We start from the raw sequence: 22,033 nt of genomic DNA on the forward strand, positions 1-22,033 counted from the left end.
AGGAAAACTGGCATGACCCGATCGTTCGCCCGCCTGGTGCTCAGGCCCGAATTCACCGAGCACGACTTCAAGCTGGTCATCTGGGACCTGTACTGGACCCTCCTCGACCTCGGACGGAAGGAGGACGGCGCCGTCATCGCCAGCTGGCTCACCCCGGACGGCAGCGCCGAGGTGCACTACGTCGACGACGGGAACATCGGCATGCGGTACGTCACGATCCGGGGTGACGGCACGGCCGACGCGGAGGCCGAACTCCGGTCCCTCTGCCGGGTGTGGACGCTCGACGAGGCCCTCACCGCGCTGCGCCGGGCGTCCGACCGCGATGACCGGCTCGTCGCGCTCTACGCCGCCGCGCTCACCGCCGAAGGACCGGAGGACCCGTCGGTGGTCGAGGCCCTGGCCGACGCCGCCCGGGACGACGATCCGGGCGTCCGGCAGGCAGTGGTGCTCGCGACGGGATACCTCCCCTGGCCCGGCCTGGTGGCCCTGGTGGAGCAGCTGAGCCGGACGGATCCGGTGGACCACGTCCGGCACAACGCCCAGATCCTGCTGGAGGGACTGGCCCGACCGGAGGAAGACTCCTGATGGCCGGGTACGCGGACGCCCCCAGGCCGATCAGGGCCGGGCTGGTCATCGTCGACGCGTTGCGGGGGACGCCGCAGCGGGTGGTCGTGCTGCAGTTCAATCCGGACAGTCTGGAGCGGTCGTTGGCTCCGCAGGTGGCGGGGGCGGACGGGAGCGGGGACCGGACGGAGGCGTTGCGGTTGAAGGGGCCGGCGGTGGAGACGTGGAAGTTCACCGCGGAGCTGGACGCGACGGACCAGTTGGAGGTGCCGGCGCCGAACGGCATCCATCCGCAGTTGGCCGCGCTGGAGTTGCTGGCGCAGCCGGCCAGTTCGCAGCTGCGGGCCAACCAGGCGCTGGCGGCGGTGGGGACGCTGGAGATCACGCCGGTCGAGGCGCCGCTCACGCTGTTCACCTGGGGCGGCAAGCGGATCCTGCCCGTGCGGCTGACCGAACTCACCATCACCGAGGAGGCGTTCGACATCGACCTGAACCCGATCAGGGCCACCGTCGCCATCGGCCTGCGCGTCCTGACCGTCAACGACCTGCCGGCCGGGCACCGCGGGGCCGAGCTCTACCTGGCGCACCTGGTGCAGAAGGAGCGGCTGGTGGGCACCGCGGCCGACGGGCGGCTGAGCGCGCTCGGCCTGGGCGGGGGGCTGCGATGACCGTCGACCAGCCGCTGAACGCGCTGCCCGCGCCCTCGCCGTACCCGCCGACCAGCCGGTACCACGACGTCCCTGTCGCGTTGTACACGGAGCCGGACGGGCGGCAGGTGCCGTACCTGAGGCGGCGGTTGCTGCCGAGCCCGGACGGCCTGACCCCGCTCGCCGAGCACGTCGTCGGTGCTGGTGACCGCCCCGATCTGCTCGCGTACCGCTACCTCGGCCGCGCCGACCAGTGGTGGCGGATCGCCGACGCCAACCCGGTGCTCGATCCACGGGAGTTGACCGCGACGCCGGGCCGGCGGATCACCGTCGCGCTGCCGGGCGGGGTGCCGGGGGTGGGGAATGCCTGAGGCCTCGGCCGTCACGGGGGGCGGGTCGGTCGGGTCGATCCACCTCACCCTGCTGATGGGCCCGCAGATCCCGGTGCCGGTGCCGCAGCCGGTGACCGACGCCCTGTTGTCGGCGCAGGTCACGGTGGCGTCCGGGCAGCGCAGCGGGTTCCAGCTGGCCTTCGACCTGTCGAAGCGGGGGCTGATCAACACCGCGCTGCTGCCGGGCGGCTTCTTCGATCCGAAGATCAGGGTCGTGCTGATGGCGGTCGTCTCGGGCACCCCGAGCGTGCTGATGGACGGTGTGATCATCCGCCAGGAGGTCGGCATCAGCAACCAGCCCGGCCAGTCCACGCTCACCGTCACCGGCGAGGACCTGACGGTGCTGATGGACCTGGAGGAGCAGGCCGGCGTGCCCTTCCCGGCGATGTCCCCGGCGGCCCGGGTCGCCGCGATCATCGGAAAGTACGGGCAGTACGGCATCGTGCCGCTGGTCATCCCCGAGCTGGTGCCGCAGACGCCGATGCCCACCCGGCGGATCGACTTCCAGAAGGGCACCGACCTCGGGTACGTCAACGAGCTGGCGAAGGCCAACGGCTACGTGTTCTACCTCGACCCGGGCCCGGTCCCCGGGACGAGCCGCGCCTACTGGGGGCCGGAGAACCGGCTCGGCGTCCCGCAGCACGCGCTGAACGTGAACATGGACGGGTTGTCCAACGTCGACCAGCTGACCTTCGCCCTCGACGGGACCGCCCGCGAGGAGCCGGAGGCCCGCATCCAGCTGCCCGCGACCAAGGTCTCCGCGATCCTGCCGGTGCCGGAGGTCAGCATCCTGCGCCCGCCGCTCGCGCTCAGGCCCGCGCCGGCGCTGAAGAAGAAGGTCATCGCCGACACCGCCAAGAAGGACACCTCCCAGGCCGTCGCCGAGACCATCGCCCAGGCGATGCAGTCGGCGGACGCCGTCTCGGGCTCCGGCCAGCTCGACGTCGTGCGGTACGGCCACGTCCTGCGGCCGCGCGAGCTGGTCGGAGTGCGCGGCGCCGGGCTCACCTATGACGGCCTGTACTTCGTCAAGAGCGTCACCCACAACCTCAAGCGCGGCTCGTACACCCAGAACTTCACGCTGGCCCGCGAGGGCCTGATCGCCCTCCAGCCGACCGTCGTCCCGTAGCCGCCCCACAGCCACCCCGCAGCCGCCCCACAGCCGCCACGATCGACTGCCAGGAGTTGCCAGCATGGCCGAACCGACCCGCTACCTCGGCAAGTTCCGGGGAACGGTGGTGAACAACGTCGACCCGCTCGGGATCGGCCGCATCCAGGCCCAGGTGCCCGACGTGCTGGGCGACGCCGTGTCGACCTGGGCGATGCCGTGCTTCCCGGTGGCCGGCCCGGGCATGGGGCACTACGCCGTTCCGCCGGTCGGGGCGGGCGTGTGGCTGGAGTTCGAGCAGGGCGACCAGAGCTACCCGATCTGGACGGGCTGCTGGTACGGCTCCGCCTCGGAGGTCCCGGTGGAGGCGAGGACGGGCCCGCCGGGGGCGCCGAACGCGGTGCTGGAGACCTCGGGGCGGCGGGTGATCATCCTGTCCGACGATCCGACCACGGGGATCACCCTCCGCACACCGAGCGGGGCCTCGATCGTGATCAACGACTCGGGCATCCAGATCAGCAACGGCCAGGGCGCCTCGATCTCGCTCGTCGGCGCCACCGTTTCCATCAACCAGGACGCCCTGAGCGTGACCTGACGGGGGAGAGACTCGTGCCCGGAAATCTGCTGCACGTCAATGCGACGGTGACCTGCCCGCACGGCGCCCAGGCGACGGCCCGGCCCGCCCAGGCCCGGGTGCTGGTCGCCGGCCAGGCCGTCACCAGTACGGCCGACCCGTACACCGTGACCGGCTGTCCGTTCACCGTGGCCGGCAAACCGCAGCCCTGCGTCACGATCCACTGGGTGGTGCCGTCCGCCCGGATCCGGGTGAACGGCTCCCCCGCGCTGCCGCGGTCCGCCGTCGGGCTGTGCCAGAGCGCCGAGCAGGTCCCGCAGGGGCCGCCGATCGTGACCGTCGTCCAACAGCGGGCGGAGGGGGTATGAGCACCACACAGCACGCCACGCACTCCGGGAACGCCGGCCAGGCCACGCACGCCGTCGAGCCGGCGAGTCCGCCGCCCGGTCCGGCCCGGACGGACCTCGCGTTCCCGTTCCGGATCGACAGCCGCGGGCGAACCGCCGAGGCCGCGTACGACGACCACGTGCGGGACCTGATCGAGCACTTGCTGTTCACCAGCCCCGGCGAGCGGGTCATGCACCCCGACTTCGGCTGCGGGCTGCTCGACCTGGTCTTCGCGCCGAACAGCCCGGAGCTGGCGGCCACCCTGCAGATGTCCGTCCAGGCGGCGCTGCAGCGGTGGCTCGGCGACGTGATCGAGGTCGTCTCGCTCGACGTGGAGAGCGAGGACGACGTGGTGCGCGTCGAGTTGGCGTACGTCGTGCGCCTGACCGGTTCGCAGCGGCAGGACGTGTTCGAGGGCGGGGTGGCGGCATGACCGGCCGATCCGAAGTGACCGGGCAGCCCGAACGCCCGTCGGTCCGATGCGGGACCGAACCGCGTCGCGCCGACGTGCGCGCGGCCCGGCTGCTGGGCCTGGACGGCGCCGAGCCGGACGACGACGGGCGCACCCTGAGCGTGACCTTCCTCGGCCGGGCGCCGGACGAGCTCGGCCCGGAGAACATCCGCGTCGACGGCGGCCGGCGGATCACCGGCCTGCGCGCCCTCGCGGTCGACATCGAGCGCGCGGACGACCCGGAGCTGGACGACCGGATGCTCGTCACCCTCGACCGGGCCGGCGACACCTCCCGCTACCGGCTGACCGCGGTCGAGGCGGACGCCTACGGCCGCCCGGGCAGCCGCCCGTACCCGGGCTTCGACCCGAGGTACGCGAGCACCGACTTCTCCTTCGGCGCCGACTGCCCCTCGCCCTACGACTGCCGCACCGAGGAGAGCTGCCCGCCCTCCCTGCGGCCGGCCCCGGTCATCGACTACACCGCCCGCGACTACGAGAGCATGCGGCGGCTCGTGCTGGACCGGATGAGCCTCACCACCCCCGGCTGGACCGAGCGGCACCTGCCCGACCTCGGCATCACGCTGGTCGAGCTGCTCGCCTACACCGCCGACCAACTCTCCTACCAGCAGGACGCGGTGGCCACCGAGGCCTACCTCGACACCGCCCGCCGCCGGGTGTCGGTGCGCCGGCACGTCCGGCTGATCGACTACGCCGTGCACGACGGCTGCAACGCCCGGGCGTTCGTCGCGCTGGAGACCGACCGCCACCTCACCCTGCCGCAGGGCACCTTCCGCTTCGCCGCCGTCGACGTCAGCCGGCTCGGCCCGCAGGAGCGCCCGCAGCCGTCCACGGTGATCCCGGACGAGGAGTTGGACACGCTCGCCCGGACCGCCGCCGTCGAGGTGTTCGAACCCCTCGGCGGGGCGGACCTGGTGCTGCACCCCGCGCACAACACCATCCGGTTCTGGACCTGGGGCGACCAGGACTGCGTCCTGCCCGCGGGCGCGACCTCCGCCACCCTGCGCGACGACTGGCACGACGACCGGCCCGAGAACGACCGGCACCCCGACCGCCCCGAGGCCGACCGGCACCTCGACCGCCCCGAGGCCGACCACCCCGAGGCCCGCCGGCCGCGGCACCGCACCCGGCGCCTGGCGCTGCGCCCCGGCGACCTGCTGGTCGTCGAGGAGGTGCTCGGCCCGCGCACCGGCGCCGCCGCCGATGCCGACCCCGCGCACCGCCAGGCCGTCCGCCTCACCTCCGTCACCCACCTGGTCGACGAGCTGTACGAGCAGCCCGTCGTCGAGGTCACCTGGGCGCCGGAGGACGCGCTCTCCTTCCCGGTCTGCCTCTCCACCCGCGGCGGGAGCGACTGCGGCCCGATCGCCGACGTGAGCGTCGCCCGCGGCAACGTCGCCCTGGTCGACCACGGCCGCTCCCTCACGTTCTGCGGCGGCGCCCCGGAGACCTTCACGGTGCCGCCGGAGCCGGTCCGGGTCGCGCCCTGCGAACCGGACGGCTGCGGCTGCGCGGACCGCACCGAGGGCAGCCCGGCGGCGGAGGCCGTCCACGGGCTGCTCGACCAGACCCGGGCCGGCCGCCAGCTCGGCCCTGAACAGGTCCGCGAGCTGTACGCGCTGCTCGGCGAGCCCGCGGTGCGGCGGGCCGGGCTGGGCATCCACCTGGCGCCGGGCGCGAGCGCGGAGGGCGAGGACGGCCAGGGGGCCGAGGTCGAGCCGCCCACCGCCGACGCCCAGGCGGCGGCGCTGGAGACGCTGCTCGACCAGACCCGCTACCCCGTCCTGCCGCAGCCCTTCCGCCCGCTGCTGCGCCACGCCCCGGTCACGCAGGCGGCCGCCTACCCGGATCCGGCGCACGTCTGCGCCCGGCAGGCCGCCCTGCTCGCCGGCATCCCCGAGCGGGTCCGGCAGCGGCTGGAGGAGCTGTGGCACCGGGCGAGCCGCGGCCACGACCTCTCCCGCGCCGAACTCGCCGAGCTGACCGTGCTGTTCGGCGCCCAGGTGGTGCACGCGCTGCGCCTCGCCGACCGGCCCGCCGCCGGGCTGCGCGAGCTGCTGGCCCGCCGCGGCCGGCTGCTCGCCGCCAAACTGCGCCGCCTGGAGGTGCTCACCGCGCGCGCCCGCGCCGGCGGGGTGCTGCGGCGCTCCGGCGTCTGGGAGGTCACCCAGAGCTGGGGCGCCCGGTACGCCTCCGGGCTCGCCGCCGACTCCCCCGCGCTGGCCGGCCCGGCGAGCGGCATCGCCGTCCAGGACCCGCGCGCCGCGCTGCCCGCCGTCCGGGCCGCCATCGACGGCCGGGAGTGGACGCCCCGCCGGGACCTGCTCGCCGACGGCCCGCGGGAGCGGCACTTCGTGGGCGAGTGCGAGGACGACGGCCGTCTCGCGCTGCGCTTCGGCGACGGCCGCCACGGCCTGCCGCCCGCGCCCGGCGCGCTGCTGCGGGTCGCGTACCGGATCGGCAACGGCACGGCCGGGAACGTGGGCGCGGAGGCCATCAACCGCCTGGTGGTCTGCCAGGACGAGCCGCCCTGCCCGACGGGGCGCGGCCCCGCCACCCGGCCGCGGGACGCGGTGCTGCGGGTCCGCAACCCGCTGCCCGCGACCGGCGGCGTCGAGCCCGAACCGCTCGACCAGGTACGGCAGTCGGCCCCGCTCGCGCTGAGCCGCACCCGGCTGCGCGCCGTCACGGCCGCCGACTACGCGGAGCTGGCCGCCGCCCTGCCGGGCGTCCGGCGGGCCGCCGCCGAACTGCGCTGGACCGGCAGCGTCCAGGAGGTCCACGTCGCCGTGGAGCCGTACGGGCAGGCCACGGCCGACCCCGCCCTGCTGGAGGCGGTCGGGGACGGCCTGGAGGCGTACCGGCGGATCGGCCACGACCTGGTGGTCCGCCCGGCCGTGCTGGTGCCGCTCGACCTCGAACTGCGGATCTGCGCCGCCGCCGGCCACCAACGCGGCCACGTCCTGGCCGAGTTGCGCCGCGTGCTGGGCAGCCGCGCCCTGCCGGACGGCCGCGTCGGCTTCTTCCACCCGGACGCGCTGGGCTTCGGCGACCCGGTGCGGGTCTCCCGGCTGGTGGCCGCGGCCGCCGCCGTACCGGGCGTGGTCAGCGCTCAAGTCACCCGGCTGCGGCGGCAGTTCGGGCGGGACGACGGCGAGCTGGCGGACGGGCTGCTGCGGCTCGGCGCGCTGGAGGTCGCCGCTTGCGACAACGACCCCGACCGGCCGGAGAACGGCCGGCTCTCGATCGTGATCGGAGGTGGCCGATGACCGGCCAGTGCACCTGCGGCTGCTCGGGCACCGCCACCGCGACCCCGGCCCCGCTGTTCAACCCGCCCGGGCTGGACGCCGTCGGCTACCGCGTCGGCCGCTACGGGGAGTTCCTCGACAGCCTGCTCGCGCGGCTGTCCGGCCCCGCCTACCCGGCGCTGCGCGACCTGACCGTCCGCACCCCGGACGACCCGGCGATCGCCCTGCTGGACTCCTGGGCCGTGCTCGCCGACGTGCTCACCTTCTACTCGGAGCGGATCGCCAACGAGGGCTACCTGCGCACCGCCACCGAGGAGGACTCGCTCACCCTGCTCGGCCGGCTGGTCGGCCACCGGCCCCGGCCCGGGGTGGCCGCCGACACCTACCTCGCCTACACCCTCGACCACGACCCGCGGGCCGCCGAGGACCCGACCGTGGTCGTGCCGCGCGGCGCCCGCAGCCAGAGCGTCCCCGGCCCCGGCGAGGACCCGCAGTCCTTCGAGACCGCCGAGGACCTCCCCGCCCGCTCCGCCTGGAACGAACTGGCCGTGCTGCGCCGCCGTCCCTACCAGCTGACGCCCGGCCAGCTGAACCCCGGCGGGCGCGCCGAGCTGTTCGCCGCCGGCACCGCCAACAACATCAGGCCCGGCGACCGGCTGCTGTTCGTCTTCAGCGCCGACCGGGCCGCCGACCCGGTCCACCGGGTGCTGCGGCTGGTGCCCGAGGTGCGGATCGACCGCGAGAACGACGTCACGGTGATCGGCCTGCCCCGGGACCTGCGCACCCTCAAGGACCTGCGCGCCGAACTGGCGGACTGGATCACCGTCTCCGAGAACGCCCCCAACCCCCGACCCGGGCGCAGCCGGATCATCCGGGACTTCGACGAGCAGGTGCTGGCCCCGCTGCGCGCCGACCTCGACCTGCCGTCCGGTCCGCTGAGCACCCCGGCGGACTTCGCCGACCGGCTCGTCCCGGTGACGGCCCGGGCGGCCGAGGCGGCCGAACTGGCCCGGTCCCAGCAGCCGGTGGCCGACTGGTTCGGGCGCCTCGGCGACGAACTGACCGGCCTGCGAGACCGCGCCCACCAGCTGGAGCCGCCGCAGGCCCCCGAGCGGCCCGCGCCCGGCCAGGGCGGCCCCGGAGCCGCCGACCCGGCCGTCCGCGGACTCGGCTCGCTGCTGGCGGCGCTGCGCACCGCCCCCACCAGGCCCCCGCTCAGCGGCCGGGATCTCGCCCGCGACCCCCAGCGCCTCTTCGCGCCGGGATCGGACCTCGGCGCCCAACTGCTGTCCGCGCTCGACCCCCGGCTGCGCGACGGCCTCTACCCCGCCTGGCGGCAGGTCGACCTGACGGCGCCGCTCGCCGTGCACGAGATCCAGGCGATGCGGGTGGTCGCCACCCCGTTCGGCGCCACCGCGCCGCTCAAGCCCGTCTACGGCGACGACGGCCGGATCGACCGCTACGTGGACTGGCCGCTCGCCGGCAGCACGCTGATCAGCGTCCGGGTCACCTTCGACACCGCCGGCACCATCCCGAAGACCGCCGACTTCACGTACGTCGAGGCGGGCAGCCTGGTGCACAGCGGCATCTCGCTGCCCTGGGACCACACCTTCCCGTTCGGCCCCGGACAGGTCAAGGTGGTCACCACCGAGCCGCCGCCTCCGCCGCCTCACCTGCGCACCGCCGTGGCCGCCCCGGACGACGAACCCGGGGTCAGCGCCCGGTTCCTGGCGAAGCTGCCCGAACGCACCGTCTTCGTCTCCCGCCCGCAGGACGACGGCCGCGTCCACGTGACGGTCGACGGCGGTCCCGGCGCCGCGCTCGACTACCGACTCGACGCGGGCCAGGAGAAGACCGGTGAGTCCGGCGAGCTGAACGTCCGGGTGCACCGCTACGCCGGCACCGACCAGTCGGCGCCCGCGGTCGAGGTCGTGTTCACCACCAAGCTGCAGCCGGTCTCCGGTACGGTCCTCACCCTCGACGCCGTGTACGACCAGATCGCACCCGGCAGTTGGGTGGTCGTCCAGCGCCCGCGCAAGGGCCTCGACGGCGGCATCCCGGGCAGCCGCGACCTCGCCGAGGTCATCACCCGGGTGACCGACGTGCGGGTGATCTCCCGCGCCGACTTCGGCATCACCGGCAAGGTGACCGAACTCTCCCTGCAACAGCCCTGGTTGGACGACAAGGACACCCAGCTCTCGGACATCAGGGACGCCACCGTCTACGCCCGCGGCGAGTCGCTGCGGCTCGCCGACGAGCCCGTCACCGAGGAGGTCCACGGCGACCGGATCGAACTCGCCCGGCTCTACGACGGGTTGACCCCGGGCCGGTGGATCGCGGTCGACGGCGAGCGGACCGACATCCCGAACACCACCGGCGTCCGGGGCACCGAACTGGCCATGATCGCCGGCGTCGAACAGGGCGTCGACCCGCGGCTGCCCGGGGACACCGTCCGCACCACGATCACGCTCAGCGCCCGCCTCGCCCACCGCTACCGGCGCGACACCGTCCAGATCCTCGGCAACGTGGTGCGCGCCACCCAGGGCGCCACCCGCGACGAGGCCATCGGCAGCGGCGACGCCGGCGTCCCCGGCCAGCGCTTCGCCCTCTGGCAGTCGCCGCTCACCTGGCTGGCCGCCGACACCCCCAGGGGCGCGCGGAACACCCTGGAGGTCCGGGTCGACGGGGTGCGCTGGCACGAGGTCGACAGCCTCGCCGGACGCGGCCCGGACGAACGGGTCTACGTCACCGCGACCGCGAGCGACGGCCGCACCACCGTCACCTTCGGCGACGGCGTGCACGGTTCACGCCTGCCCACCGGCCGGGAGAACGTCCGCGCCCGCTACCGGATCGGCATCGGCGAGTCGGGCAACGTCGGCGCCGGCCGGATCACCCAGCTCACCACCCGCCCGCTCGGCGTCTCCGCCGTCGTCAACCCCCTGCCCGCCACCGGCGGCGCCGGCCCGGACGGCCCCGGCCTCGCCCGGCGCAACATCCCGCTCGCCGTCACCGCCCTGGACCGGCTGGTCTCGGTGACCGACTACGAGGACTTCACCCGCTCCCGGGCCGGCATCGGGCGAGCCTGCGCCACCCGGCTCTCGGACGGCCGGCGGGAGCTCGTCCACGTCACGGTGGCCGGGGTGGACGACATCCCGCTCACCGCCGACTCCGACCTGATCCGCACCCTGCACTCCTCGCTCACCGCCTACGGCGACCCGAGGCTTCCGGTCGAGGTCGCGCTGCGCGAACCCGTCCTGCTGGTCGTCGCCCTGAGCGTGAAGGTCGACCCGGACCACTCCTGGGACCTCGTCGAACCGGCACTGCGCCGCGCCCTGCTCGACCGCCTCGGCTACGCCGGACGCCAACTCGGCCAGAGCGCCCACCAGTCCGAGGTCCTCGCCGTCGCCCAGGCCGTCCCCGGCGTCGACCGGGTCGACGTCGACGCCTTCACGGGCGTGCCCGGCAGCCTCACCCCGGAGGGCCTGGAGCAGCTGTCCGACCTGCTCGCCCAACCGCAGCCGACCGTCCCGGCCCGGCTCGCCCGCTTCGAGGAGCAGCGCTACCGGGTGAAGGACCCCGCCGGGGAGTCCCTCACCGACGTCGCCGCCCGGGGCGGCATCTCCGTCGCGGAGCTGCTGCGCCTCAACCCGGCCGTCACCGACACCCGCCCGCTGCCGCCCGGCCGGGTGCTGACGGTGTTCCGCGGCATCCGTCCGGCCCAACTCGCCATGCTGTCGCCGAATCTGCCCGACACGTTGATCCTCAAGGAGGTCCGCTCATGACCGACCCGAGCGGGCGGGACCCGGACGCACTGCTGGAGCTGCTGCCGCAGTGGCACCGGCTGCGGGACGCCGACGCGGGTGAGCCGCTGCGCGCCCTGCTGGCCGTCATCGCCGAGCAGGTCGACGTCGTCCGCGGCGGCATCGAACAGGGCTACCGGGACTGGTTCGTGGAGACCGCCGCCGACTGGGCCGTCGCCTACCTCGGCGACCTGGTCGGCTACCGGATCCTGCCCGGCTACGAGGAGGTGCTCGCCACCGGGCTGCACGGCGGCGCCTCCCCCGAGCGGGCGGCGGCCCGCGACCGGCTCGCCGCCCGGCTGGCGCCGCGGCGCGACGTCGCGAACACCGTCGCCTACCGCCGGCGCAAGGGCACCCTGGCCCTGCTGGAGGAGCTGTCCGCCTCGGTCGCCGACTGGCCGGCCCGGGCCGTGGAACTCTCCCGGCTGCTCGGCGAGACCCAGCCGGTGCGGCTGCTGCGCCCGGACGAGGGGCCGGCCGACCGTCAGCGGCTGGGCCGGGGCCGACTGGTCGACGTGCGGCGCGGCGCCGAGCTGGACCTGCTCGGCGGGCCCTTCGACGGGCAGGCGCACACCGCCGACGTCCGCCGCGCCGCCTCCGCCCGCCGCCAGGGCGGCCGCACGCCGGCCGGTGTCGCCCTGTATGTGTGGCGGCTGAAGCCGTACCCGGTCACCCGGGCGCCGGCCTACTGCATCGACCGGGCCAGGAACCTCTTCACGTTCTCGGTCCTCGGGAACGACGCCCCGCTGGTCACCCGGCCCGAGCCGGAGCCGTCGGCCACCCACCTCGCGGCGCTGGACAACGTGCCGGCACCGATCCGGCGCCGGCAGCTGGCCGAGCGCCTGGCCGACTACTACGGTCCCGGCAAGAGCTTCGCCATCTGGCGCGACGGCGCCCAGGAGCCGGTCCCGCCCGCCGAGATCACGGTGGCCGACCTGACCGACTGGGCGTACCGGCCCAAGCGCGGCCAGGTCGCCGTCGACCCGGTGCTCGGCCGGATCGCCTTCGGCGCCCGCTCCGCCCCGCGCCGCGGCGTCTGGGTCGACTACCACTACGCGTTCGGCGACGACACCGGCGGCGGGGAGTACCCGCGCGACCGCCCGCAGGCCCCGGGACGGACGGTCTACCGGGTCGGCCCCGGCGGGCCGTACGAGCGGATCAACGACGCCTACCAGCAGTGGCGCGCCGACCAGCAGGACGGCAGCGCGGGCGGCGCCGCCGTCATCGAGATCACCCACAGCGGCGCCTACCAGGAGCAGCTGGACTTCGACCTGGAGGCCGACGACCGCCTGGAACTGCGCGCCGCCGAGGGCACCCGGCCGGTGATCCGGCTGCTCGACTGGTACAGCAACCGGCCGGACGCGCTCAACGTCCGGGGCGTGCGCCCGGGCGGGCGGCTGGTCCTGGACGGCCTGCTGGTCACCGGCCGCGGGGTCAACGTCACCGGGCCGCTCGCCTCCGTCACCCTGCGGCACTGCACCCTGGTGCCGGGCTGGTCGCTGGAGCCGCACTGCGAACCGCACTCGCCGCAGGAGCCCAGCCTCGTGCTGGACCACACCACGGCCTGCGTGCGGATCGAGCGCAGCATCGTGGGCTCGATCCAGGTCGTCGGCGACGAGGTGGACGACGACCCGCTGGAGATCCACCTCAGCGACAGCGTCCTGGACGCCACCGGGCACCGGCGGCCGGCGCTCTCCGGGCCCGACTGCGAGCACGCCCACGCGCTGCTGCACGCCCACCGCTCCACGGTGGTCGGCGAGGTCCACACCCACGCGGTGCCGCTCGCCGAGGACTGCGTGTTCACCGGGCTGCTGCGGGTCGCCCGCCGCTCGCTCGGCTGCCTGCGGTTCTGCTACGTCCCCCCGGGCTCGCGCACCCCGCGCCGGTACGAGTGCCAGCCCGACCTGGTGCGCTCGGCGGTGACCGGGCTGGTCGAGCGCGGCGAACTGCACCCGGCGCAGGCCGCCCGGCTGCGCGACGTGGAGGCCCAGCGGGTCCGCCCGCTGTTCGCCGGCCTCCGCTACGGCACGCCCGACTACGGCCGGCTTGCCGCCGGGTGCGCGCCGGAGATCACCCGCGGCGCCGAGGACCGCTCCGAACTCGGCGCCTTCCACGACCTGTTCCAGCCCCAGCGCGAGGACAACCTGCGGGCGCGGCTGGCCGAGTACACCCCGGCCGGCACCGACGCCGGGATCTTCTTCGTCTCCTGACGCCCGACCGCTCCCGCCCGACCAATGACTGTGAGAGGGAAACCGTGCACGCAGACTTCTCGCGCCTGACGTTCCGGCCCGGCAAGCACTACTCCGCCGTGCTGACCCAGCAGGGCCGGGTCCAGCTCGACGCCGACGCCAACGAGCAGGCCGCGATCGAGCGCTACCAGCTGCGCACGCTCGCCGCCGACCTGATCGGCCGCCGCGGCGGACCGGCCTCGGCGGCCGGGTTCGCGATCGGCTACGTGCCGGGCAACCACGACGTGGACGACCTCACCATCGGCGGCGGCCGGTACTACGTGGACGGCATCCTGTGCGAGTCCTACCGCCCCGAGGAGGGCCTCGCCGTACCCGACGACGGCGACTGGGGCGGCACCGGCGGCAGCGACGGCGAGGCCCGGCAGGCGCCCGCCGTCTGGACGTACTGGGACCAGCCGGACGCCTACCGGGACGAGGAGCGGCCCGGTGACCGGCTGCCCGGCGACTTCCCGTTCCTGGTCTACCTGAAGGTCTGGGAGCGCAGCGTCACCGCGGTCGAGGACCCGGAGATCCGCGAGGTCGCGCTCGGCGCGGCGATGCCGGACACGGCGGCCCGGGCCAAGGTCGTCTGGCAGGTACTCGCCCTGCCCGCCTCGGAGTTGAGCGTGCCGGACGGCGGGGTGTCCCGGGTCAGGGAGGCCTTCGACGCGTGGGCCGAACCGCACGAGCGGCCCGCCTCCTGGCTGGCCGCGCGCGCCCGGCGGCCGGAGCGGGCGAACGAGGACCCGTGCCTGGCCCACCCCGACGACGCCTACCGGGGCCCGGAGAACCAGCTGTACCGGGTGGAGGTCCACCGGGGCGGCTCCGCCGAGGGCTGCGCCACGTTCAAGTGGTCCCGGGAGAACGGCTCGGTCGTCCTTCCGGTCGCCTCGATCGAGGGTGTCTGGGTCGACCTCACCACGCTGGGCGACGACGACAAGCTCGGTCTCTCGGTGGGCGACTGGGTCGAGGTCGGGGACAGCGCGTACGTCAGCCGGGACGAGCCGGCGGACCTCCTCCAGGTGGAGGAGACCGACCTGCCGGGCCGCCGGGTGCGGCTGTCCGCCGAACCGGGTCCCGAGGTCGGGCGGCTGGCCGAGCGCCACCCCTTCCTGCGCCGCTGGGACCACCGGGCGGCCCGCGGCCGGGACGCCCTGCCGCTGGTCGGCGGCGCCCTGCGGATCCAGGAGGGCGCCTGGCTGGACCTGGAGGACGGCGCCCAGGTGTACTTCCGGCCGGGCGGCGCGTACACCCGCGGCGACTACTGGCTCGTCCCGGCCCGGACGGCCACCGGCTCGGTGGAGTGGCCGCAGAACACGGCCGGCGAGGCCCTGCTCCAACCCCCGGCCGGGGTCCGGGTGCACCACGCCCCGCTCGCCTGGGTGAAGGGCCCGACCACGGTCGTCGACCTCCGGCAGACCTTCGGCCCGCTCACGGCCACCGCCGCGGGCGAGGCCTGAGCGGCCGGTCGCCGTCCGCACGGCAGTGCGTGCCGTGCGGACGGCTCCACCGCCGGGCCGCGTCAGCCGGCGAGGCGGGTGAGGTGTTCCGCGACGGTGGTCGGCGAGGGCATGGCCGCGATCTCGGTGCTGACCTCGCGCGCGGCGCGGATCAGGTCGGGGTCGGTGAGCAGCCGGTCGAGCAGCGCCGGGCCGATGTCCTCGGCGGCGGCGCGCAGGCCGGCGCCCCGGGCCCGGACCGCGTCGGCGTTGATGAAGCGGTCGGAGCCGTCGGGGAGAACGAGTTGCGGGATGCCGGCGTCCAGGGCGCCGAGGGCGGTGCTGCCGCCGCCGTGGTGGATGGCGGCCGAGCAGGTGTCCAGCAGTGCCCGCCACGGGACCCAGCCGCAGGCGCGGACGTTGTCGGGCAGGGTGTCGAGCGTGCCGAGGTCGAGGTCGCCGGTGGCGAGCACGAACTCCGCGTCGATGTCGGCGGCCGCCGCGATCACCCGCTCCAGCCTGGTCAGGCCGTCCGTCTTGGGCGGGATGGTGCCCAGCGTCACCGCCACGCGCGGGCGGTCGGCGGGCACGGCCAGGTGGGCGGGGAGTTCGTCCTCGCCGTTGTAGGAGACGGGCCGCAGCGAGCGGCCGTACCGTTCGTCCCCGGCCATGCTCGGGGGCGCGAGGTCGATGATGTCCGCGGGCTCGGGCAGCCGGTCGATCCCGTGCCTGGCGAAGGTGTCCGCCATCTCCGCCAGCATCAGCGCGCGCAGCTTCGGGGTCCGGACGAACCCCAGGTCGTGCTGGACGGCCGGCACGCCGAGGCGGGTCGCCGCGAGCAGGGCCACCGGGAACTGGTAGTCGTACACCACCAGGTCCGGTCGCCACTGGGTGGCGAGCTCGACCACCGCGTCGGCCACGTCGCTGTTGACGTGGGCGGCCAGGGGGACGAACGCCTCGCGGTCGGCCGAGTTGCTCTCGACCACCCGCTGCATCAGGTCGGGCCGGCGGGTGCGGCCGGCCTCCCTGATCACCTTGCGCCAGTCGACCCCGGGCGCGATGGGCAGGTACGGCATCCCGGCCGCGGCGACGGCCTCGCCACCGTCCATCGAGGCCACCGCGACCTCGTGGCCGAGTTCGCACATCGCCCTGGCGAGCGGGACCAGCGGGAAGAGGTGGCCGATGCCGGGGACGCCGGCGAACAGTACACGCATGGAGGAACCTCGGTCGTGGGGTCGGGGGGATGCCGGGGTGCGCCGGCTCAGGAGGCGGCCCGGTGCAGGGCGGCTTCCATGCCGTTCAGCACGGCGTTGCAGTCGCGCTGCAGGGTGGCGGCGTCGACGGCGCTCAGCAGGTAGACGCCGAGCCAGTTGCGCGACCCGGCGGACGGGTCGAAGGCGGGGACCGTCCGGCCCGCGGGCATCGCGAAGGCGGGTACGGCCTCGATGGTGCTGCCCGGCGACAGCAGGCTCTGCCAGTCGACGGCCTGCGGGTTCCAGACCGGGCTGGTCCGCCAGGGCACGCCCGCCGCGTCGGCCGGGACGACGGCCAGCGAGGCGGCGGCCCCGACGCCGTCGAGGGGCATGGCCGCCGGGTAGTCGACCCGCTCGCCGAGCAGTTGCCGGACCAGCATGCCGATCGGGTCGAGCCCGAAGACCTCGTGGACCTGCCTGGTCGTCAGCAGGCCGCCGAACCTGGCGGCGGTCTCGATGACCACCAGTTCGCCGTCCGCCATCAGCTTCAGCTCGGTGTGGGTGCCGCAGTTCTCCAGCCCGAGCGCGTCGACGGCCTGCCGCGAGACCTCCTCGATCCGGCGTTGCAGCGGCTCCGCGAGGACGCAGGGCGAGGTGCTGGCCACCTCGACGAAGGACGGGACGGTCGGCAGCTTGGCGGTGATGGCGAGGGGGTGGTAGACGCCGTCCGCGACGATCCCCTCCACGCTCACGTAGTCGCCGTAGCCGGGCTCCTGGTACCAGCCCTCGATGGAGCCCTGGGCGATCGACTCGACGAGGCGGTCCCGGTCGGTGTCCGCGGCGTAGAGCTCGTTCATGCCGACCTGGCTGCCCGCCCGCAGCCCGCTCTCGATGCCGGCCCACGCCGGGGCGGCCTCCTCGACCGAGTCCAGCACGATCTGGGCGACCGATCCGGCGCCCCAGGCCGGCTTGAGCAGCAGCGGGGGCGTGAGTTCGGCCAGCGCGGTCGTCAGGTCGGTGAGGCTGTCGACGCGGCGGAACGCGGGTATCGGCACCCCGGCGGCCGCCCACGCCTCGCGCATCAGCCGCTTGTCCCGGGCGCGGATGATCCCCTCTCCCGGGCCGGCCAGGTGGAGCCGGCTCGCGGCGTGCGCGACGGCCAGGACCGCGAACTCCGAGAGGGTCAGCATCGCGTCGGCCCCGATGGCCTTCGCGTACTCCACGATCAGCTCGACCAGGTCGTCGCCGCGCGGCGCGTCGGGCACCAGCTCGATGCTGGTGCAGCTGGGACGCCACACGTCCTCCCCGGCCGTGGGCAGCGGCGCCAGCGCGAGGACGTGCAGCTCGCCGCAGGCGGCGATGCGCGGGAACGCGTACTCCAGCGGGGCGCCGCCCTTGACGTAGACGTAGAGGATCTTGTTCAACGTACTTTCTCCTGAAGGAAGTTCACTCGTCCATGGGCACGCCGACGAGCGGGCCCGTGGGGCTCGCCCGCGGCCTCGGAGGATCGCTCCGGCCCGTGGCATGCCGGGGAGCGGCTGGGGCCCGTACGGCGGTCCGGCCGCGTCAGCCGGCGGTGCGGAAGGGGCGCAGCTGCAGCAGGCCGATCTGGTCGCCCTCGATCGCCCATTCGATGTCGACCGGGGCCGCGTACGTCTCGTCGGGCGAGAAGTGCGACTGCAACAGCCGGCTGATCAGGGCCAGTCGGCGCACGACGTCCTTGGTGGCGGTGTCCAGGTCGGTGGCGGCGGTGCCCAGCGAGATGGTCCGGCTGCCGCCCTCCATGGTGTTGTACAGGTACTGGAGCGGGGCGCCCCGGCCGTCCACCACGTCGGTCACCGAGCGCGGCGAGATGTTGAGGTAGACGTCGCGGAAGTCCTGCGGGCTCAGCGGGTTGCAGGTGACCAGGACGCCGCCGACGGTGGCGCCGACCTGCTCCTGGACGATCACGGCCATCCGGCAGTGGTCCAGGGGGATGCCCGCCTGGCGCCGCAGCAGCACCGCCCGGGGCGAGAACAGCGAGGCCCAGACCTCCCGGACGGCGTCGAGGAGCGCGTCGGTGCCGCTGACGCCGGCCACCGACTCGTAGAGTCCGGCGGCGGAGAAGCCGGCCAGGTCCTCGGCGTTGGAGGAGCTGCGGACGACCTGGACGGGGGCGCCGTACAGGTGGCGGTCGACCGCCCGGTCGATCTCGGTGCGGATCGGGTCGGGCAGCGGGGTGTCACGGATCAACCGCTGGACGTCGAGGCAGAGTTCCTCGATCCGCGGGGCCTCGTCCCCGAGCGCGGCGGCCATCCGGTCGAGGGCCTCCCGGAGCTGCTCGGAGGAGTCGAGGAAGCGCTGCTGGAGGGAGAACGGCAGCACGATCCCGCGCGGCACGTGGGCGTACTCCTTCACCAGGAGCCGTGCGGCGGCGTTCAGTTCGGCCTCGTCCGTGTCCTCCGGGAGGTCGAGCTGCCGGGCCAGGTAGCGCAGCAGGTCGGCCCGGGGCGGCCGGGGCACCTGGTAGAAGCCGAGCCAGCGGGGTGAGCCGTGTTGCAGCAGGTGGGTGAGTTCGCCGAGGTTGGCGGCCTTGGTGCCGAACCGTACGTGGTCCCCCTCGCGCAGTTCGGACAGCGCGGTGACGGGCGTGGGCGCGAGGTCGGGCCGGTCCACGGTGACGCGGTCGACCGGCGGGGCCGGCCGCGCTCCCCCGGTCTCGCCCGGCTCGGCGGCCTCCAGCAGGAGGTCCCCGCCGTCGGCCTCGACGCGGTAGTCCACCCACCGGCCGGCCAGAGCGGCGCGGTCGATCCGGTCGAAGGCTCCGATGCCGACGGCGTTGGGGATCCGCCAGCCGGCGGCCATCACGTTGATGTGGGAGAGCGGCGTGGTGTGCTCGGTGTGGATGATGCCGGACACCCGGGGGATGTCCTCGGGCACCCGGGGCATCACCACGATGTCGTACCACTCCAGCGGCTCGGGGGCGGCCCGGTAGTCCTCCTCCGAGCGGAACACCCGCAGCCGCCCGTGGGCCGTCCCGGGGTTCAACGGCACGAACGAGGCCGCGGAGTAGAGCTCGTGGGACAGGACGCGCGGTATCTCGCTCTCCGGGATGTCGGCGAGGTAGACCTCCTGCTGGTGGCAGGCCGGCTTGAGGACCAGCCGCAGCGACGGGTCGAGGTGCTCGCGCACCCGGTGGTAGAAGAACCGCAGCATGTCCTGGGACATGGTGTCGACGTCGACCGTCTCCAGCGACAGGAAGGTCTCGGCCTCGTCGCCGCTTTCCGTGGCGCGACGGGTGTGGCGGGCGAGGGTGCCGAGATAGAAACGGCGGTCGGGATTCCGGTAGACGCCGTCGTTGAAGGAATCGAGCTGCCCCGCCAGTTCGTCGATCGACATGCCGAGGATCTCGCACCCGATGTAGCGGACGTGGAGCATGCCGTCGGCGCTGTCGATGAAGTGGAGCACCGACTCGTCACGGTCGAGCACGATCTTCACATAGGGATAGCCCCCGACCTGGCCGGCCAGTCCGGAGAACTCCTCGAGGGTGAGCTTTTCGCCTGCGCCTAGGAGGCGGGGCCGCGTGGTCGCGTCGTTGCGATCCGAACGGGTCATGCGCACAGTTCAGCCATTCGTCATCGTGTGCACGATCGGTACACACATGGTGCAGAAAGGGTCGGATACGACCGCCTACACACTGCCATTCATTATGAACGTTTGACGAACGGTCATATGACATCAGGCCATCACGAAGTGATTCGGCCATATGAGTTCCGTCAGGGAAAGCGTGAAGCCGCGTCATGTTGTGGCAGAGGTCACAACAGGGGCGGTCGATGCTCGGTGCGCGATCGAGCATTTCCGGAAGTGTTGATTCCTGTACGACCTCAGATGATAAGCGCCCAATTCGCCCGAAGCACGCAAATCCCTGATCATTCGGCTTCGTTCGTCTTCTTCTTCCCGCGGAACCCCGACATCAACCGGGGGCATCAACCCGGCGAGGGGTGACTCCGCGTCAGCCGAGCGTGCGGTCGAGGTTGAAGGCGGCGCTGATCAGCGCGAGATGGGTGAAGGCCTGCGGGAAGTTGCCGAGCTGCTCGCCGGTCGGGCCGATCTCCTCGGCGTACAGGCCCAGGTGGTTGGCGTAGGTGAGCATCTTCTCGAAGGCCAGCCGGGCCTCCTCCACCCGTCCGGCGCGGGCCAGGGCCTCGACGTACCAGAACGAGCAGATCGAGAAGGTGCCCTCGGCCCCGCGCAGGCCGTCCGGGCTGGCCTGCGGGTCGTAGCGGTAGACCAGGGAGTCGGAGACGAGTTCCGCGCCCAGCGCGTCCAGGGTCGACAGCCACTTGGGGTCGTTGGGCGAGATGAACTTGGCCAGCGGCATCATCAGCACGGAGGCGTCGAGGATGTCGCCGCCCAGGCTCTGGGTGAACGCCCGGCGCTCGGCCGACCAGCCGGCCCGCATGATCTGCCGGTAGATCGCGTCCCGGCAGGGCTGCCAGCGGGCCAGATCCGCCGGCAGCCCGCGCCGGTTCGCCATCCGGATCGCCCGCTCGATCGCCACCCAGCACATCAGCCGCGAGTACAGGAAGTCCTTGCGGCCGCCCCTGGTCTCCCAGACGCCCTCGTCGGGCTGGTCCCAGTGGTCGCAGAGCCAGTCCACCACGGCCCCGACCTGGTCCCAGTGGTCGCTGCTGATCGGCTGCCCCCACTTGTCGTACAGGTAGACGGAGTCGATCAGCGCCCCGTAGATGTCCAGCTGGAGCTGGCCGGTGGCGGCGTTCCCCACCCGCACCGGAGCGGACCCCAGGTAGCCCTCCAGGTGCGACAGCTCGCGCTCGGGCAGGTCGCTGCGCCCGTCGATCCCGTACATGATCTGCAGCGGCCCCGCGTCGCCGATGCCGGCACCGCCGCCGCGGAGGATGCCCCGCTCGGAGAGGAAGCCGATGAAGGCCTCGGCCTCCGCGGTGAAACCCAGCCGGAGCATCGCGTAGACGCAGAAGGCCGCGTCGCGGACCCACACGTACCGGTAGTCCCAGTTGCGCTCGCCGCCGATCCGCTCGGGCAGGCTGGTCGTCGGCGCGGCCACGATCGCACCGGTCGGCGCATAGGTGAGCAGCTTCAGCAGCAGCGCGGAGCGGTGCACCATCTCGCGCCACCGCCCGTGGTACCGGGAGCCGGCCAGCCAGTGGCGCCAGAACCGCACCGTCGCCTCGAACTCGTCCTCCGCCTCGGCCCGGGGGCACGACCTCGGGGTGACGTCACCGCCGACCCGGTCGAGGGCGAACACCGCCGACTCGCCCTCGAGGAGCTTGAAGTGCGACCACACGTCCACGCCGTCGCGCTCCAGCGGCACGGTGGCCGTCAGCGCCAGCGCCATCGACGGGGACTCGAAGACGGCCTCGTGCGGCCGCAGGCGCATGGTGTGCGGCTCGGTCCCGAAGCCGAAACGGGGAGCCACCCGGACCCGGAACGGGAGGGTCCCCCGGGCACAGACCACCCGCCGGATCAGCCGGTGCCGGCCCGCCTCGCGCGACTCGTCCACGACCGGCATGAAGTCCTGGATCTCCGCCACCCCGTCGGTGGCGAAGAACCGGGTGATCAGCACGTTGGTGTCGGGGAAGTAGAACTGCCGGGTGCGCGTCGGCACGTCGGCGGCCAGCTCGAACGACCCGCCCCGGTCGGCGTCGAGAATGGACGCGAAGACGCTGGGAGCGTCGAACCGCGAGCAGCAGTACCAGTCGATCGTGCCGTCCGTCCCCACCAGCGCGGCGGACCTGAGATCGCCGATCAGGCCGTGCTCGGCGATCGGCAGGTAGCGCGAGCCGTCCACTCCCCCGAATCCGGCATCGTCGAATGTCATTCCGGCCTCCTACCGCGGCGGCGCGGACACCGGTCAGCCGTGCCCGGTGCCACGGAACCACAGGACCACGGGACGCGGGACCACCGTCGGGCAGCCGTGCCCGTTCATCCGGGAAACACCGTCGCTGGGGGCCTTGTTCCGACTC

At 74.0% G+C, this 22,033-nt stretch carries 15 protein-coding genes; 11 read left to right on the forward strand and 4 right to left on the reverse strand.

Annotation, left to right across the window (positions count from 1 at the left end; all coding sequences use genetic code 11):
• Nucleotides 1-12: 12 nt before the first annotated feature.
• From ACZ5OX_RS17760 to ACZ5OX_RS17810, 11 genes are all read left to right on the forward strand, one after another.
• Entirely contained in the window at nt 13-585 is a 573-nt protein-coding gene (locus tag ACZ5OX_RS17760) for a HEAT repeat domain-containing protein (protein ID WP_465630799.1), read from the forward strand.
• Complete coding sequence (locus ACZ5OX_RS17765) at nt 585-1,232, forward strand: CIS tube protein (protein ID WP_465630801.1); 648 nt, start codon at nt 585-587, stop codon at nt 1,230-1,232. The genes ACZ5OX_RS17760 and ACZ5OX_RS17765 overlap by 1 nt, the downstream gene beginning before the upstream one ends.
• Entirely contained in the window at nt 1,229-1,582 is a 354-nt protein-coding gene (locus ACZ5OX_RS17770) for a hypothetical protein (RefSeq protein ID WP_465630803.1), read from the forward strand. The genes ACZ5OX_RS17765 and ACZ5OX_RS17770 overlap by 4 nt, the downstream gene beginning before the upstream one ends.
• On the forward strand, nt 1,575-2,732 hold the full coding sequence (locus ACZ5OX_RS17775) for a hypothetical protein (protein ID WP_465630805.1): 1,158 nt from the start codon (nt 1,575-1,577) through the stop codon (nt 2,730-2,732). Before ACZ5OX_RS17770 ends, ACZ5OX_RS17775 begins: the two co-directional genes overlap by 8 nt.
• Before the next feature lie 64 nt (nt 2,733-2,796).
• Nucleotides 2,797-3,306 carry a phage baseplate assembly protein V gene (locus tag ACZ5OX_RS17780; protein WP_392870840.1) on the forward strand — a complete coding sequence of 170 codons (510 nt, stop codon included), beginning with the start codon at nt 2,797-2,799 and terminating at the stop codon, nt 3,304-3,306.
• 14 nt (nt 3,307-3,320) lie between these two features.
• Nucleotides 3,321-3,653, forward strand: coding sequence for a hypothetical protein (locus ACZ5OX_RS17785; protein ID WP_392870837.1), 333 nt, complete (start codon nt 3,321-3,323; stop codon nt 3,651-3,653).
• The gene (locus ACZ5OX_RS17790; protein ID WP_465630807.1) at nt 3,650-4,105 is read left to right on the forward strand and encodes a GPW/gp25 family protein; all 456 of its coding nucleotides are present in this window, start codon (nt 3,650-3,652) and stop codon (nt 4,103-4,105) included. Before ACZ5OX_RS17785 ends, ACZ5OX_RS17790 begins: the two co-directional genes overlap by 4 nt.
• Complete coding sequence (locus ACZ5OX_RS17795) at nt 4,102-7,410, forward strand: putative baseplate assembly protein (RefSeq protein ID WP_465630809.1); 3,309 nt, start codon at nt 4,102-4,104, stop codon at nt 7,408-7,410. The genes ACZ5OX_RS17790 and ACZ5OX_RS17795 overlap by 4 nt, the downstream gene beginning before the upstream one ends.
• Complete coding sequence (locus tag ACZ5OX_RS17800) at nt 7,407-11,171, forward strand: putative baseplate assembly protein (RefSeq protein ID WP_465630811.1); 3,765 nt, start codon at nt 7,407-7,409, stop codon at nt 11,169-11,171. Before ACZ5OX_RS17795 ends, ACZ5OX_RS17800 begins: the two co-directional genes overlap by 4 nt.
• Nucleotides 11,168-13,399 carry a hypothetical protein gene (locus ACZ5OX_RS17805; protein ID WP_465630813.1) on the forward strand — a complete coding sequence of 744 codons (2,232 nt, stop codon included), beginning with the start codon at nt 11,168-11,170 and terminating at the stop codon, nt 13,397-13,399. Before ACZ5OX_RS17800 ends, ACZ5OX_RS17805 begins: the two co-directional genes overlap by 4 nt.
• A gap of 44 nt (nt 13,400-13,443) precedes the next feature.
• Nucleotides 13,444-14,877 carry a DUF6519 domain-containing protein gene (locus ACZ5OX_RS17810; RefSeq protein WP_465630814.1) on the forward strand — a complete coding sequence of 478 codons (1,434 nt, stop codon included), beginning with the start codon at nt 13,444-13,446 and terminating at the stop codon, nt 14,875-14,877.
• Between the two features lie 62 nt (nt 14,878-14,939).
• On the opposite strand, the gene ACZ5OX_RS17815 is transcribed toward ACZ5OX_RS17810, so the two are convergent.
• The 4 genes from ACZ5OX_RS17815 to ACZ5OX_RS17830 all read right to left on the reverse strand — a co-directional run bounded on the left by ACZ5OX_RS17815 (nt 14,940) and on the right by ACZ5OX_RS17830 (nt 21,888).
• Nucleotides 14,940-16,070, reverse strand: a complete 1,131-nt coding sequence (locus tag ACZ5OX_RS17815) for a nucleotide disphospho-sugar-binding domain-containing protein (protein WP_465630816.1) — start codon at nt 16,068-16,070, stop codon at nt 14,940-14,942.
• 47 nt (nt 16,071-16,117) lie between these two features.
• Nucleotides 16,118-17,473, reverse strand: a complete 1,356-nt coding sequence (locus tag ACZ5OX_RS17820) for an ATP-grasp domain-containing protein (protein ID WP_465630818.1) — start codon at nt 17,471-17,473, stop codon at nt 16,118-16,120.
• Between the two features lie 142 nt (nt 17,474-17,615).
• Entirely contained in the window at nt 17,616-19,643 is a 2,028-nt protein-coding gene (locus ACZ5OX_RS17825; protein WP_465630820.1) for a PEP/pyruvate-binding domain-containing protein, read from the reverse strand.
• 397 nt (nt 19,644-20,040) lie between these two features.
• Nucleotides 20,041-21,888 (reverse strand): glycoside hydrolase family 15 protein, encoded by a 1,848-nt coding sequence (locus ACZ5OX_RS17830; protein ID WP_465630822.1) that lies wholly within the window; start codon nt 21,886-21,888, stop codon nt 20,041-20,043.
• Nucleotides 21,889-22,033 lie beyond the last annotated feature (145 nt).

Source organism: Kitasatospora sp. NPDC032121, assembly GCF_055580145.1.

Excerpts from the sequence above, each read along its gene's own strand:
- ACZ5OX_RS17815 (WP_465630816.1), bottom strand. The coding sequence starts at position 16,070 with ATGCGTGTACTGTTCGCCGGCGTCCCCGGCATCGGCCACCTCTTCCCG.
- ACZ5OX_RS17780 (WP_392870840.1), top strand. The coding sequence starts at position 2,797 with ATGGCCGAACCGACCCGCTACCTCGGCAAGTTCCGGGGAACGGTGGTG.
- ACZ5OX_RS17770 (WP_465630803.1), top strand. The coding sequence starts at position 1,229 with ATGACCGTCGACCAGCCGCTGAACGCGCTGCCCGCGCCCTCGCCGTAC.
- ACZ5OX_RS17825 (WP_465630820.1), bottom strand. The coding sequence starts at position 19,643 with ATGACCCGTTCGGATCGCAACGACGCGACCACGCGGCCCCGCCTCCTA.
- ACZ5OX_RS17805 (WP_465630813.1), top strand. The coding sequence starts at position 11,168 with ATGACCGACCCGAGCGGGCGGGACCCGGACGCACTGCTGGAGCTGCTG.
- ACZ5OX_RS17775 (WP_465630805.1), top strand. The coding sequence starts at position 1,575 with ATGCCTGAGGCCTCGGCCGTCACGGGGGGCGGGTCGGTCGGGTCGATC.
- ACZ5OX_RS17830 (WP_465630822.1), bottom strand. The coding sequence starts at position 21,888 with ATGACATTCGACGATGCCGGATTCGGGGGAGTGGACGGCTCGCGCTAC.
- ACZ5OX_RS17800 (WP_465630811.1), top strand. The coding sequence starts at position 7,407 with ATGACCGGCCAGTGCACCTGCGGCTGCTCGGGCACCGCCACCGCGACC.
- ACZ5OX_RS17760 (WP_465630799.1), top strand. The coding sequence starts at position 13 with ATGACCCGATCGTTCGCCCGCCTGGTGCTCAGGCCCGAATTCACCGAG.
- ACZ5OX_RS17795 (WP_465630809.1), top strand. The coding sequence starts at position 4,102 with ATGACCGGCCGATCCGAAGTGACCGGGCAGCCCGAACGCCCGTCGGTC.
- ACZ5OX_RS17765 (WP_465630801.1), top strand. The coding sequence starts at position 585 with ATGGCCGGGTACGCGGACGCCCCCAGGCCGATCAGGGCCGGGCTGGTC.
- ACZ5OX_RS17790 (WP_465630807.1), top strand. The coding sequence starts at position 3,650 with ATGAGCACCACACAGCACGCCACGCACTCCGGGAACGCCGGCCAGGCC.